General features: G+C 56.8%; 11 protein-coding genes and 1 tRNA gene. 4 read left to right on the forward strand and 8 right to left on the reverse strand.

Going from position 1 to position 13,866, the window contains the following annotated elements; genetic code table 11:
• Positions 1-7 precede the first annotated feature (7 nt).
• Positions 8-1,186, reverse strand: a complete 1,179-nt coding sequence (gene bhcA / locus C4S72_RS11485) for an L-aspartate--glyoxylate aminotransferase BhcA (RefSeq protein ID WP_104003262.1) — start codon at positions 1,184-1,186, stop codon at positions 8-10.
• Positions 1,187-1,550: 364 nt separating this feature from the next.
• On the opposite strand from bhcA, the gene C4S72_RS11490 reads away from it, so the two are divergent.
• Entirely contained in the window at positions 1,551-2,330 is a 780-nt protein-coding gene (locus tag C4S72_RS11490; RefSeq protein ID WP_104003263.1) for an IclR family transcriptional regulator, read from the forward strand.
• Between the two features lie 326 nt (positions 2,331-2,656).
• The gene (locus C4S72_RS11495) at positions 2,657-2,863 is read left to right on the forward strand and encodes a heavy-metal-associated domain-containing protein (RefSeq protein ID WP_104003264.1); all 207 of its coding nucleotides are present in this window, start codon (positions 2,657-2,659) and stop codon (positions 2,861-2,863) included.
• A 468-nt stretch (positions 2,864-3,331) separates the two neighbouring features.
• Here the strand turns inward: C4S72_RS11495 and cueR are convergent, their stop codons facing one another.
• Together cueR and C4S72_RS11505 are read right to left on the reverse strand one after the other, a co-directional pair.
• Positions 3,332-3,856, reverse strand: a complete 525-nt coding sequence (gene cueR, locus C4S72_RS11500) for a Cu(I)-responsive transcriptional regulator (RefSeq protein ID WP_104003265.1) — start codon at positions 3,854-3,856, stop codon at positions 3,332-3,334.
• Positions 3,857-3,904: 48 nt separating this feature from the next.
• Entirely contained in the window at positions 3,905-6,388 is a 2,484-nt protein-coding gene (locus C4S72_RS11505; RefSeq protein ID WP_104003266.1) for a heavy metal translocating P-type ATPase, read from the reverse strand.
• Positions 6,389-7,048: 660 nt separating this feature from the next.
• Here C4S72_RS11505 and C4S72_RS11510 point away from each other — a divergent pair.
• Positions 7,049-7,780, forward strand: coding sequence for an aspartate/glutamate racemase family protein (locus tag C4S72_RS11510; RefSeq protein ID WP_104003267.1), 732 nt, complete (start codon positions 7,049-7,051; stop codon positions 7,778-7,780).
• Positions 7,781-7,899: 119 nt separating this feature from the next.
• Positions 7,900-9,270 (forward strand): NCS1 family transporter, encoded by a 1,371-nt coding sequence (locus C4S72_RS11515; protein ID WP_104003268.1) that lies wholly within the window; start codon positions 7,900-7,902, stop codon positions 9,268-9,270.
• 206 nt (positions 9,271-9,476) lie between these two features.
• On the opposite strand, the gene C4S72_RS11520 is transcribed toward C4S72_RS11515, so the two are convergent.
• The 5 genes from C4S72_RS11520 to pheT all read right to left on the reverse strand — a co-directional run bounded on the left by C4S72_RS11520 (position 9,477) and on the right by pheT (position 13,856).
• A complete protein-coding gene (locus tag C4S72_RS11520) occupies positions 9,477-10,181 on the reverse strand; it encodes a GntR family transcriptional regulator (protein ID WP_104003269.1) in 705 nt (234 codons plus the stop codon).
• Between the two features lie 486 nt (positions 10,182-10,667).
• Positions 10,668-10,744, reverse strand: a tRNA-Pro gene (locus C4S72_RS11525).
• Between the two features lie 73 nt (positions 10,745-10,817).
• Positions 10,818-11,180 (reverse strand): MerR family transcriptional regulator, encoded by a 363-nt coding sequence (locus C4S72_RS11530; RefSeq protein ID WP_104003270.1) that lies wholly within the window; start codon positions 11,178-11,180, stop codon positions 10,818-10,820.
• The gene (gene ihfA, locus C4S72_RS11535) at positions 11,152-11,463 is read right to left on the reverse strand and encodes an integration host factor subunit alpha (protein ID WP_104003271.1); all 312 of its coding nucleotides are present in this window, start codon (positions 11,461-11,463) and stop codon (positions 11,152-11,154) included. The genes C4S72_RS11530 and ihfA overlap by 29 nt, the downstream gene beginning before the upstream one ends.
• A gap of 14 nt (positions 11,464-11,477) precedes the next feature.
• Positions 11,478-13,856, reverse strand: coding sequence for a phenylalanine--tRNA ligase subunit beta (gene pheT, locus C4S72_RS11540; protein ID WP_104003272.1), 2,379 nt, complete (start codon positions 13,854-13,856; stop codon positions 11,478-11,480).
• Between the last annotated feature and the right edge of the window lie 10 nt (positions 13,857-13,866).

Below are 13,866 nucleotides of genomic sequence, written 5' to 3' on the forward strand. Positions count from 1 at the left end.
GCCTCCTTTATTGGTTGGCGGCGGCAGTGGCGCGGTAGTATTCCTGCGCGGCACGCACGCCGGAGCCCAGCTCGATCGGGTAGTTGAGATCCGCCATCGCCATTTCGATGCTGGCCAGGCCCGACAGCACCATGACATCGGTGAGTGAACCCAAGTGGCCGATACGGAACGCCTTGCCGTTCATCTCGCCCAGGCCGATGCCGAAAGAGACGCCGTAGGCGTTGAAGGCATGCTCGGTGAGCTCGTTGCTGTCGAACCCTTCGGGTACATAGATGGCGCTGACGGTGTCGGAGTAGAGTTCCGGTGACTGGGCGCAGAGCTTCATGCCCCAGGCCTCAACCGCTTTGCGAACGCCTTCCGCCAGACGGAAGTGACGGGCGTAGACATTGTCGAGCCCCTCTTCCAGCAGCATCTTCAGGCTCTCACGCATGCCGTAGATCAGCTGCAGCGGCGGCGTATAAGGGAAGCCGCCGCTGGCGTTGGCCGCCATCATGTCGCGGAAATCGAAGAAGGTGCGCGGCAGGGTCGCGGTTTCCATCGCCGCCAGCGCCTTCTGGCTGACACCGAGAATCGCCATACCGGTGGCCAGCATGAAACCCTTCTGTGAACCGGACACCGCGATATCAACGCCCCAGTCATCCATATGGAACGGCATGGAGGCCAGGGAGCTTACGCAGTCAACAAACAGCATCGCCGGGTGGCTGGCCGCATCCATGGCGCGACGCACGGCGGCGATATCGCTTTTAACGCCGGTGGCCGTCTCGTTATGGGTTACCAGAACCGCCTTGATCGTTTTCTCGGTATCGGCCTTCAGCGCCTGCTCGAACAGGTCAGCCGGTGCACCGGAGCCCCACTCGCAATCGATCACCTGAACTTCCAGGTTGTGGCGCTGGCACAGATCGATCCAGCGGTGGGAGAACATGCCGTAACGGGCAACCAGAACGGTGTCGCCGGCTGACAGGGTGTTGCAGATGGATGCTTCCCAACCGCCGGTACCGCTTGCGGGGAACGTAATCACCTGCCCGGTTTCTGTCCCGAATACACGCTTGCAGTCCTCAAGCACCGGCGCGAAGGTTTCCACGAAATCCGGCGCGCGGTGATCGCGGGTCTGGATATGCATGGCGTTGCGCAACCGATCAGGAATATTGGTCGGGCCGGGAATAAAAACGGGGTTCTGGTCTGACATGGTGATTCGCCCTTTCTTGTTTGTTTGGCTATCTAACCGCCCGGGTGTCTTGCCTGGGCTTATTGCTTGGCTCTGCTGCGCGACCCGACTCGACTTTCAAATCGATCCTGAGTCAGCGCTGAAGTTGAGATTCACCTTAGGGAGCCCACTCTTATTCCGCAATACGCAACAATTTTCATATTATGAAAACTGACCAAAAAATCAGTTTATTCGACTTAAGCTAATGTTTATAAAGGGGTTATATCTTTAGAATGGATAAAATCACTGATTTTCACAATGTGAAAAGCTGCTTGTTATTACTGCATTGTGGTAACTTGAGGAGGATCAAAACGATAACAACGAAACCGTGAAAGCGAGGCAGCCAATGTCTGATGAAAAACCGGAAGCGCGCATCCAGGTCATTGACCGGGCGGCGACTCTGCTCGATGTAATCTCCCGCTACTCGACACCGGTCAAGCTCAAGGTATTGAGTGCCGATGCCGGCCTGCACCCCTCCACCGCCTACAGAATCCTGCACTCGCTGATCGATAATCGTTTTGTGGAACGCAGCGGCGACGGCACCTACCGCCTGGGTCAGCGCCTGCTTCAGCTCAGTAACCGCATCCACTCCGATATCGAGCTCAGAGCGGTGGCCATGCCCTACATGACCAAGCTGCGCGATCAGCTGGGCGAGACGATCAACCTGACGATCCGCGAAGGCGATGCGGTGGTTTACTACGACAAGGCCACACCGAACCGCATGATGCATGTGAACCAGATCATCGGTAGCCGCGCCCCTCTGCACGTGACCGGCGTCGGCAAGCTGATGCTAGGCAAGGGCGGTGAAAAGGAGATCGAGAGCTACGCCCAACGCACCAACCTGCCCGCCTACACCCGCAACACCTTTACCTCGCTGCCGACGCTGACCAACGAGTGTCTTGCCTCCGTGGAGCGAGGCTATGCCCTGGATAACGAGGAAGCAGAGATCGGTGTGGGTTGTATCGGTGTGCTGATCTACGACCACACCAATCAGCCGGTGGCAGGGCTTTCCCTGTCTGCGCCCATCGAGCGACGCCGGGACGAGTGGATAGAGGATCTCAAACTGGCCGGGGAAGCGATTTCTGAGCAGCTGGGATATCGGCCATTGCAGAGCGTTGAGGAATAAATCGAATTACGCGGAAGGTTGAGCCAGGGAGGGCCGGTTCCGAGAGGAGCCGACTGGAAGAGCCGGGACCGAGGCTAAGAAATCTGAGACCTGCACACTCGCCAGCAAGCAAATCACTCCATTTACTGCAGCGATTTAATCGCGGTCAATGCAGCGAATCTCGATCCACCCTATCGTATCTGCTGTTCATTTAATTCCGACCGACTACTGGATCTCAGCTGCTGGGTCTCAACTACAGGCTCTGAGCTACAGGCTTTAGCAGATCTTGACCTTACCAGAGTTGGAAGGTTTATCGTTTCATTGTCGAACCAATGAAGGAGTTTGAAATGCAGCACCAACTGAAAGTCACCGGCATGTCCTGCGGTCACTGCGTTTCTGCGATTGAAAAAGCGGTCAAGGGCCTGGACCCTCAGGCCGAGGTATCCGTCGATCTTGAAAAAGGCGAAGTGACCGTCAGCAGCGATACTGAGTTTTCAGCGATCAGCGCAGCCATCCTGGAAGCAGGTTACGAGAACCAGGCGATCAACGCCTGACTACCGGCTTGCAGAGAGCCGGAGAGTTTTCGCCCAGCGTAAAAATCCACCTGCATTGCAGGTGGATTTGCACCAAGCTTCCTCTAAGGGAGCCTGGGTAAACCTACCAAGGAATGCCGGGACCACCCATATCCGCGTCCTTTGTAAGGCCGGTTTCGGCTGCTGCCGAGCAAAGAGACTTGTGCGGACAAGTCCCTTTGCAATCCCAAACCGCCCCTAAGGCTTGGTCGGCTGCGCCGACTTCCCTGCGCTTCTCGTCTGAAAGAGAGGGAAAGGAAACTCGCTTCGCTCAAACAGCCTTTCCCTTGTTTCTCTTTCAGTCTGCGATGCTCGGCTGCGCCAAAGGGGATCGAGTATGCGCTCAGACAGCCATAAGACATCGAGCCCCGTTCTCAATACGGCAGAGAAAGCTATAGCCTCGACTAAACGTCACCACCTCTATAGCAGGTCATTTAAGAGCGACAGATATCAGTCCGATCCTTGCCGCCGCTTTCGATCCGGCTCGATACCGGTTTTGCCGAAACGCGGTTGAGCATGTTCATGGCTCTTATCGGATTCCCCCGCACAATGCCCGGCCGCATCGGACTTAGCGCCCGCAGATCCATCCTGCTCAGACAGCACATTGATGATCGGGCAATCCGGTCGATCATCGCCGTGGCAGTTGCCGGCCAGGTGCGAAAGCGTCTGGCTCATCTCCATCAGCTCGCGCGCCTTGCGTTCCAGCTCCGCCACATGCTCCAGCGCGATCCGTTTCACATCGGCACTAGCGCGGCCTCTGTCCTGCCACAGGGCCAGCAGCTCCGCCATCTGATCTACCGAAAAGCCGAGATCACGGGCACGCCGGATGAAACGCAGCCGGTGCACATCCTTATCCGAATAGTCCCGGTAACCGGCTTCGGTGCGGGACACCTCGGGAATCAGCCCGATCGATTCGTAGTAGCGAATCATCTTCGCCGAAACGCCTGAGGCCTCTGCCGCTTTGCCAATATTCATAGTTACCGCCCTCTTTTCCAATGCGTTCGGTGAATGCTGTTACGCCGCTTAGGCTGCCTGTACCGGCGCCTTGAAGCGGCGCAACCTGAGCGCGTTGGTCAGCACGAAGACCGAAGAGAGCGCCATGGCACCCGCCGCAAAGATCGGTGACAACAGCAGACCAAATGCCGGATAGAGCGCCCCTGCCGCCAGCGGAATCAGCGCCGTGTTGTAGGCGAACGCCCAGAACAGGTTCTGCTTGATATTGCGGATGGTCTCCTGCGACAGCGCGATCGCACTGGGAATACCGCCCAGACTCCCGGACATCAGCACCACATCCGCCGCTTCGATGGCGATATCGGTGCCTGTACCGATCGCCATGCCCACATCGGCTTCCGCCAGGGCCGGCGCATCGTTGATGCCATCACCCACAAAGGCCAGTTTGCCGTGCTCGGCCTTGAGCTTTTTCACCGCCTCAACCTTTCCTTCCGGCAACACCTCGGCAACCACATCATCGATACCCAGTTGCCGGGCGATCGCCTCGGCGGTACGGCGGTTATCGCCGGTTATCATCGCAACCTTGAGCCCCAGTGCGTGCAGCGCTGCAATCGCCTCAGGGGTGGATTCCTTGATCGGGTCCGATACGGCGATGATCGCCGCCAGCTTGCCATCAATCGCGGCATAAAGCGGAGATTTACCCTCATCGCCCAGACGTGCCGCCTCTTCGGCAAAAAGATCCACATCCAGACCGAGCTTGCTCATATAGCGGTCCGCGCCAATATCTACAGACACGCCTTCCGCCTGGGCCCTGACACCAAAACCAGTGACGGACTCAAAGCTTTCGGTAGCAGGAATACTGAGACCTTCCGCTTCTGCCGCCTCAGCGATGGCACGCCCGATGGGGTGCTCAGAACGGGATTCCACCGCTGCGATTTTCGCCAGGATATCGCTGCGCTCAAACCCTTCGGCGACCTGCAGATCGGTCAGCGCCGGCTTGCCCTCGGTCAGGGTACCGGTTTTATCGACCGCGACGACTTTCGCGTCTCGCAACAGCTGGAGTGCCTCACCCTTACGGAACAGCACGCCCATCTCGGCGCCACGTCCGGTGCCGACCATGATGGACGTAGGTGTCGCCAGCCCCATGGCGCAGGGACAGGCGATGATCAGTACCGCCACCGCGTTGACCAACGCCAGACTCAGTGCAGGCTCTGGCCCCGCGAAGAACCAGACCACGAAGGTAAGCAGCGCCGCTGTCATTACCGCGGGCACAAACCACATGGTTACCCTGTCCACCAGGCCCTGGATCGGCAGTTTGGAACCCTGCGCCTCCTCGACCATGCGGATAATCTGCGCCAGAACGGTGGTGCCACCCACCGCCGTGGCCTTGAACGTCAGCGCACCCTTCTGGTTGACGGTACCGCCCACCACCGGACTACCGCTGCCTTTAGCCACGGGTACCGGCTCACCGGTGATCATCGATTCGTCGACATAGCTGTCACCTTCGATCACCTCGCCGTCCACCGGTATACGCTCACCGGGACGCACCTCAACGGTATCCCCCGGCTGAACCTCACCAATACCGATCTCAACGGTCTTGCCATCACGCTGCACACGGGCGGTCTTTGCCTGCAGACCGACAAGGCGTTTGATCGCCTGGGAGGTACGCCCTTTCGCCCGGGCTTCAAAGAAACGGCCGAGCAGGATCAGGGTCACGATGACCGCTGCGGCCTCGTAGTAAACGTTAGCCGTTCCTTCAGGCAGCAGGTCGGAGAAGAAGGTCGCGATAACGGAATAACCCCAGGCCGCCGAGGTACCCAGCACCACCAGGGAGTTCATATCCGGCGCCGCGCGCAGCAGTGCCGGTACACCTTTTTTGAAGAAGCGCAGGCCCGGCCCGAACAGCGTCGCCGTGGCCAGCACAAACTGGATATACCAGCTCATCTGCATGCCGATGGTGTTGGCCACCAGGCTATGCACGCCGGGAATCAGGTGTGAGCCCATCTCAATCAGGAATACCGGCAGGGAGAGTAGCGCCGCAATGGTCAGATCTCGTTTCAGCCCCGCCAGCTCGGCATCTTTTTTCTCGCTGCTGTCATCGGCAACGGCGGCGCCCTGATCAACCTCGCTGGCCTCATAACCGGCATCGGCCACGGCAGCGATCAGCGTATCGACACTGGAATTACCGCGTATGCTGGCCTTTTCCGTCGCGAGGTTCACGTTGGCTTCAACAACACCAGGCACCGCCTTCAGCGCGCGCTCGACCCGGCCCACGCAGGACGCACAGCTCATCCCCTCTATGGAGAGTTCGGTGGTCGTTGCCGGTACCGAGTAGCCCGCTTTCTCTACCGCCTCAACCAGTGACTGGCGATCCAGCGGCTTGCTGGAGCGTATATCGGCACGCTCGGTCGCCAGGTTTACCGCGACCTCTTCAACGTTATCGACCTTTTTCAGTGCCGCTTCCACGCGCCCCACGCATGAGGCACAACTCATGCCCTCGATGGGCAGGCTTATCGATGACGCGGGCGACTGATTCGGTTTTAGCTGGGTGTTCATCAGCTGCCTCCTGGAAATATCTCATATTGATACTGGCAACTATAAACCTTCCCACGATTGGAAGGTCAAGGAATGAACATGAAAATAACAGCACGGATTGAATGGCTATTAAATGGTGTATGCAGCTTTGCCGGGGCCGATACCTGATATGCAGCGCGCACGAGTGTCTGAGTTTGGAATAAGTAATAAGCGCTGACTGCCGCCACGCTACGAGAAGTGAAAAGACCAAGCCTGCACGAGACGGATAAGATCTCTGTCGTAAGGGGCGTTCATCACTCTTCCTCCCTGCTACCGAATCAGCTGCACGGCCGAAACGAATAATTTTTCAAAACGATACAAATATAAATCAAAAACAATCTATTAAATTTTTGTTTACCAATTTTGTATCACTTGTGGCAACCCCATTGACCCAGCCCTTCTGTACACAACCAAATTCAAAAGAATCCCAAAAAACACAAGAAACATCTCAGAACAATCTTCTATAAAAATATCGCTAAACAGCAAATTAACTGGCAAATATTCCCAAAAAAGCAGTAACCGCCGCTATTTTATTCAACGAAATCCACCACAAAGACATCAAAGAATTGTTTACGACTTGCGAAAATATTGTTCACAATCTATCGTAATTCTAAGAAACAATAATAAACACGAGGCATCAAGATGAAGATACGCGTCATTAATCCCAACACGACTGCAAGCATGACGGACAAGATCGGCGTCGCCGCCCGTGCCGTTGCGATGCCCGGCACCGAGATCATTGCAACCAACCCCGCCAGTGGCCCCGTATCGATTGAGTGCCACTTTGACGAGGTTGTCAGTGCCGTGGGCGTAGCCGATGAGGTGCTTAAAGGTGAACAGGAAGGTACAGACGCCTACATCATCGCCTGTTTCGGCGACCCCGGCCTTCTGGCCGCACGAGAACTGACGCGCGCCCCGGTCATCGGCATCGCCGAAGCGGCGTTTCACCTGGCAACGATGATCAGCACCCGCTTTTCTATCGTCACCACCCTGGCGCGTACCGGGATCATTGCCGAACATCTGCTGCAGTCCTATGGCTTCAGCCACCACTGTCGGCGGGTGAGGGCGGCGGAAATCCCCGTCCTGGACCTGGAAGAAAATGGCAATGCGGCGCTGGACCGGATCATCGAGGAATGCCTGCGCGCCAAAGCAGAAGACGAAATCGGTGCGATTGTGCTGGGGTGCGGCGGTATGGCCGACCTGACCGAACAGATCAGCCACGCGGTTGGATTGCCGGTCGTAGAGGGCGTGACCGCCGCGGTGAAACTGGCCGAATCGCTGGTCAGTCTGAAGCTCAGTACCAGCAAGTTCGGCGATCTTGCATCACCCAGACCCAAGGCTTTTACCGGACAATTCAAGCACCTATCCCGATAGCTCCTATCCTGATGGGCGCATGAGCTCCGTTACCCCTTATCGACACGGAACTGCTCTCCTGGTGTCGGTAGCAAATAACAATAAACAAACAGGAAGCAAGACTTCCAATGGAGTAGAGCATGCAGAGCGAAGAACTAACCTACCCTTCGAACTCAATAGATGCATCAGCCGGCGATAAAGCCGGCAAGAGTGTTGAGCACGAGTCTCTCGCGCCGCAAAAAAACCGCATTATGGGCCGGGTGTCCTACCTTCTGGCCTGGTTCGGGGGTTGCGTATCCATCGGCACCTTCGCCATGGGCTCAAGCGTCGTCGGCACCCTAAACCTGCTTCAAGCCACAATGGCAATCGCGATCGGCTGTTTCATCATCGGTGTAGCCCTGGCGCTCAACGGCGCAGCCGGTTACAAGTACGGCGTCCCCTTCATGGTTCAAGCGCGCAGCGCCTTCGGCTTCGCCGGTACCCGCTTCCCCGGCCTAGTCAGGGCGGTCCCTGCCATCGTCTGGTATGGCTTTCAAAGTTGGATCGGTGCCGGTGCGCTGAACGCAGTATCGAGTACGCTGCTCGGCTTCGATAACCTGGTGTTCTACTTTATCGCCTTCCAGTTCCTGCAGATCGGCCTGTCGGTGCTCGGTTTCAAGGGCATCAAGTGGCTGGAGAACATCGGCAGCGGCTTCATCCTGGCATCCCTGGTCTACATGTTCTATAGCGTGGTGACCAAATACGGTGACGAGATCACCACCAACCTGGTTAACATCGAAGGTACCTGGGGCGCACCTTTCTGGGCTGCCACCATGCTGTTTCTCGGCATCTACAGCACCATGATGCTGAACGTCAGCGACTACTCCCGTGAGCTGAAAAAAGGCACCGGGCCTGGGCTACTGACCACGATGTATGCCATGTCCATCCTGCCCTGTACCCTGTTTATGGGACTGATCGGTCTGATGGTATCGGGCGCTACCGGCACCAACGATCCAATTCAGGTATTCGCCAGCGCCGTAGACAACACACCATTGCTGGTCACCACCCTGCTCTTCATTGCTTTCGCCCAGGTGACTACCAACGTACTCAACAACGTGGTGCCGCCGACCTACATCCTGATGGATGTTTTCAAGCTGAAATTCAAAACCTCGACCATTATCGTAGGTCTGGCCGCCTTCGCCACCTTCCCCTGGGAGCTGGTAAAACAGGAATCGTCTGCGGGCTTGCAGCTGTTCGTTCAAACCTACTCCGCTTTCCTAGGTCCCATCTTTGCGGTGCTGGTGGTGGACTACTTCGTGCTGCGCGGACGCACACTGAATCTTGACTACCTGTACGACGAGAACGGCCCCTATGCTGGTATAAACTGGGCTGCCGTCATCGCCTCGCTTGTTGGTGCAGCCGTGGCACTGATCTTCTCTTCCGTCTCCTGGTACGCGAGCCTGATTCCGGCCGGACTAACCTATTACGTGCTGATGACAAACTGGTCAGCCTGTGCGCGCTTCCGCAAATGATTTCATGCCCCTGACTCCAGTTGGAGGACGGGGCAATCCCTATCGGACTGGTATACAAGGTACTAGTGATCAAGCAGACCCATCCGGCGATAGCGCAAACCTCCCTCTAACCCCGAATAATGCATGAAAGTAAAAAGCCCGCATGAGCGTTCATGCGGGCTTTTTAAGGTTATAAGGTGTTCTAGATAAGCGGCTGTTCGCGACGTTTAAGCGAAGATATTCTTCAGATCTTTCGTATCTTCTGTGGGAGGATCGAGATTCAACGCTTTTTCGATGACGCAAAGATGATCAAGCATTATGCCGACCGCCTGTTCCACATGCCCGGCCTCAAGCACCTCTATCAGGGTTATATGATCGCAACTGGGAGGAAGCGGACCAAAACTCGATTTTGTTCGCTCGTATAACGCGATGATCAGCGAGGTCCGAGAGATAATCTCACGCAAAAATTCGGTCATCACCGGCTTCTCCGCCAGCTTTCCTATCAGCAGATGATATTCGCCGGATAGCCTGATCCGCCGGCTGTAGTCTCCGTTATCGTGGGCTTCCTGCTCCTTCGCCACATGCTCCCTTAGCGCCTCGGCCTTGGCGGGCGTAAAGTTCTCCGCCAACTCCCGCACCAGCTCAGCCTCGATAAGGCGGCGAGCCTGAAAAACCTCTTTCGACTCAGCAACTGTAGGCTCGGCTACAAACGCACCACTGTTGGGAACGATACGTACCAGATTCTCGTGAGACAACCACTGCAACACCTTGCGGATAGCGCCGCGGCCGGCCCCAAATACCTCGCACAACTCCTCCTCCTTAAGACGCGTCCCCGGATGAAGCTTGCGCTCAAATATAGCCGTCAGAATCTTTTCATAAATCTGGTCTGGATCCGCTCCTTTAGAGCCGCTTTGCCGTTTCAAACCGTTCATTTTTATTCGTTGAAAACCACCACAAAAGTATCGATCGTGCCCGCTGAACAACCCACAGAAAGTGCAGGAGACAGCAGACTGCCCCAAAACGTTGATTATACTCGATACGCAGCGGGAGATGACATTGTCAGCCCACGCTCTCGGCAGCGAGAGGATAAACCAGACCCGGAGGTTGAAACGCCAAAGCACGCAACCTGGGTAAGCCCTCGTCGATCATAACCATTCCTGATTCAAGCGCCGTCTGCGGAACTACACCAATGCCAATACCCGCTTGCACAGCCACTCAGCAGGCTACGCTCATAACCTGGATGAACACAGAGGAACTACTCACGCGATATCTTATCGACGCAGCGGCACCTGTTAGTCACGAGAAGTGGAAGAGATAGGTAGTTGAAAACAGTCAGGGAACGACCAGGAAAGAGAATAACCAGCCAAAAACAAAAAAATCGCCAGAAGGCGATTAATTTAGGCTCTCAGAGAGAGAAATGGTCGGGACGGAGTGATTTGAACACTCGACCCCTTGCACCCCATGCAAGTGCGCTACCAGACTGCGCTACGCCCCGACTAGGCGGAGACCCTTAGGCCCCGATTTGAGATGCGCATATTACATTAAGGGTTTGATAATGTGAAGCTTTTTTATCGCACTGTTTTTAACAGATCGCGGATATCTTCAAGCTCGGAAATGGTCTGTTTGAGCAGCTGACGGTACTGCTTGGTATCGTCACTGGCGTGGTCGCCCTTGAGCCACTGGCGGGCGCCGCCAATGGTAAAACCCTGATCGTAGAGAAGGCTGCGAATCTGGCGGATCAGCAGAAGATCCTGACGCTGATAGTAGCGCCGGTTACTGCGTTTGACCGGCTGAATCTGATCGAACTCCTGCTCCCAGTAACGCAGTACATGGGGCTTGAGGTCACAGAGTTTAGCTGCTTCGCCGATGGTGAAATAGCGTTTGCCGGGGATGGGCTCCAGCTCATTCTGAGTCGGACTGTTGTCCGGCATAGGCTTCTACACGTTCCTTGAGTTTTTGTCCTGGACGGAAGGTCACGACCCGGCGCGCCGAGATCGGGACCTCCTCTCCAGTCTTCGGATTTCGGCCCGGACGCTGGCGCTTGTCGCGCAGGTCGAAGTTACCGAAACCCGAAAGTTTCACATGCTCATTTGACGCCAGACTCGCCCGAATCTCTTCAAAGAAAGATTCAACCATGTCTTTAGCTTCACGTTTATTGAGGCCTAGTTCTTCGAACAGACGCTCCGCCATATCCGCTTTTGTCAAAGAGCTCATGACACCATCCTGTCTTAATCTCTTAGGATCGCTCCCAGCTTTGTGCCCAGAGCGGAAACCACAGCGCTCACTGCGCTGTTTATTTCTTCATCAGTAAGAGTGCGTGATGGATGTTGCCAGGTCAAGCCCAGGGCCAGACTTTTTCGTCCCGGTTCAATACCTTGGCCCTGATAGACGTCAAACAGAGTCACTTGTTTGAGGTGCTCTCCGGCCTCTGCGACAACCACTTCACGCAGTTGCGCAAAGTGAGTTTCCACGTTCATCAGTACCGCCAGATCGCGACGGGATTCAGGGAACTTGGACAGTTCGCTGAAGCGTGACACCTGCCCTTCGATCACCGCATCCAGCTCGATTTCGAACAGGAAGACAGGTCCGGTCAGGTCCAGAGACTTCTGTAGGCTCGGGTGCAGCGCACCGATACGACCCACGGTTTTACCACCGCGCTGGATAGACGCACTCTGCCCCGGATGCAGCGCCACATGGGGCTCTGCAGCGAAGCTGAACTGGTCAGCACAGCTGCCCAGACCCAGCAGTGACTCCACATCGCCCTTCAGGTCGAAGAAGTCCACCTTGTCGCTGCCGCCGTTCCAGCCTTCCGGCTGACGGGAGCCACAGATGATACCGGCGACCACGTTCTGCTGCTGCAGACCTTCGTCACCGGGTACAAAACGCTGACCGATCTCGAACAGGCGTACGCGCGGCTGCTGACGGTGCTGGTTGTACTGCAGCGCCTTGGCCAGACCCGGCCAGAGGGTGGTGCGCATCACCGCCATCTCGGCAGAGATCGGGTTTGCCAGCGCCATCGGCTCGTGCTGATCATCAAACTGAGCAGACAGGCCTTTTTCGATGAAGCTGTAAGTGATCGCTTCCTGGTAGCCCAGGCTGATCAAGTGGCTGCGGATACGGCCCTGCAGCACCAGAGCTTCAGACTTCGGCGCGATCGGCAGCTCTGCCAGCGGCGTGCGTGACGGCAGGTTGTTGTAACCGTATACGCGGGCGATCTCTTCGATCAGATCCACTTCCAGGCTGATATCGAAGCGATAGCTCGGTACGCTGACCAGCCACTGACGATCACCGCTGACTTCCAGCGACAGACCCAGACGGGTGAGGATTTCGACGATCTCTTCCGCCGGAATCTCCAGCGCCAGCATGGAGGTGACGCGGTCGTGACGCAGGGGCACCTGAGCCACTTCCGGCAGATCGGTTTCGGAAACCGCTTCGGTCACAGGACCGGCTTCACCGCCAACAATATCGAGCAGCAGCGCGGTAGCACGCTCGATGGCGCGACGCTGCTGCTGCCAGTCCACACCGCGCTCAAAGCGGTGTGAGGAGTCGGTATGCAGGCCGTAGCTGCGGGCACGACCGGCGATCGCCAGCGGTGCGAAGAAGGCGCTTTCCAGCAGGATATCGGTGGTTTCGCTGGTCACAGAGGTGGGTTCGCCACCCATGATGCCCGCCATCGCCACGGCTTTCGCCTGATCGGCGATCACCAGGGTATCGGCGTTGAGTTTGATCTCCTGACCGTCCAGCAGCGTCAGCGCTTCGCCCTGCTCCGCCATGCGCACCTGGATACCGCCTTCGAGCTTGTTCAGGTCGAACGCGTGCATCGGCTGGCCCAGCTCGAGCAATACATAGTTGGTCACATCAACCACCGGATCGATGGTACGTACACCGGAGCGGCGCAGTTTTTCCTGCATCCACAGCGGAGTTTCAACACCCGGGTTGATATTGCGGATCACGCGGGCCAGGTAACGCGGGCATCCGTTTGCGGCCACCAGGGTCGCTTCCACCTGATCGTCGATCTGCGGCGCTACAGCAGCGCAGTCAACCTCGGCAACCGGAACCTTGTTGAGCACGCCCACTTCACGCGCCATGCCCACCAGGCTCAGACAGTCACCACGGTTCGGGGTCAGATCCACATCGATGATCTGGTCGTTGAGCTTCAGGTATTCACGGATATCGGCGCCAACCGGCGCGTCCGCTGCCAGCTCCATCAGACCACCGTGGTCGTCGGACAGGCCCAGCTCGTCTTCGGCGCAAAGCATGCCGAAAGACTCAACCTGGCGCAGTTTGGCTTTCTTGATCTTGAAGTCGCCCGGCAGGACAGCACCTACCTTGGCGAAAGGCACGCGGATGCCAGCACGGGCATTGGGCGCGCCACAGACGATCTGGAACTCTTCGCTACCGTCAGACACCTGACAAACACGCAGTTTGTCGGCATCAGGGTGCTGTTCTGCACTGATGATCTCGCCAACGACAACGCCGCTGAACTGTCCGGCAACCGGCTCGACGTCGTCGACTTCCAGTCCCGACAGGCTGAGCTGATCGACCAGTGTCTGGGTATCAATTTCGGGCTGCACCAGTTCGCGCAACCAGTGTTCACTGAATTTCATGCTGCTGTCC

Origin of the sequence: Marinobacterium lutimaris (assembly GCF_900108065.1) — a bacterium.
GTDB classification, from domain to species: Bacteria; Pseudomonadota; Gammaproteobacteria; order Pseudomonadales; family Balneatricaceae; genus Marinobacterium_D; species Marinobacterium_D lutimaris.

Bases quoted from the DNA above. Each gene is read 5' to 3' on its own strand.
- ihfA (WP_104003271.1), bottom strand. From the start codon at position 11,463: ATGAGCTCTTTGACAAAAGCGGATATGGCGGAGCGTCTGTTCGAAGAA.
- C4S72_RS11495 (WP_104003264.1), top strand. From the start codon at position 2,657: ATGCAGCACCAACTGAAAGTCACCGGCATGTCCTGCGGTCACTGCGTT.
- bhcA (WP_104003262.1), bottom strand. From the start codon at position 1,186: ATGTCAGACCAGAACCCCGTTTTTATTCCCGGCCCGACCAATATTCCT.
- C4S72_RS11510 (WP_104003267.1), top strand. From the start codon at position 7,049: ATGAAGATACGCGTCATTAATCCCAACACGACTGCAAGCATGACGGAC.
- C4S72_RS11515 (WP_104003268.1), top strand. From the start codon at position 7,900: ATGCAGAGCGAAGAACTAACCTACCCTTCGAACTCAATAGATGCATCA.
- C4S72_RS11530 (WP_104003270.1), bottom strand. From the start codon at position 11,180: ATGCCGGACAACAGTCCGACTCAGAATGAGCTGGAGCCCATCCCCGGC.
- C4S72_RS11505 (WP_104003266.1), bottom strand. From the start codon at position 6,388: ATGAACACCCAGCTAAAACCGAATCAGTCGCCCGCGTCATCGATAAGC.
- C4S72_RS11490 (WP_104003263.1), top strand. From the start codon at position 1,551: ATGTCTGATGAAAAACCGGAAGCGCGCATCCAGGTCATTGACCGGGCG.
- cueR (WP_104003265.1), bottom strand. From the start codon at position 3,856: ATGAATATTGGCAAAGCGGCAGAGGCCTCAGGCGTTTCGGCGAAGATG.
- pheT (WP_104003272.1), bottom strand. From the start codon at position 13,856: ATGAAATTCAGTGAACACTGGTTGCGCGAACTGGTGCAGCCCGAAATT.
- C4S72_RS11520 (WP_104003269.1), bottom strand. From the start codon at position 10,181: ATGAACGGTTTGAAACGGCAAAGCGGCTCTAAAGGAGCGGATCCAGAC.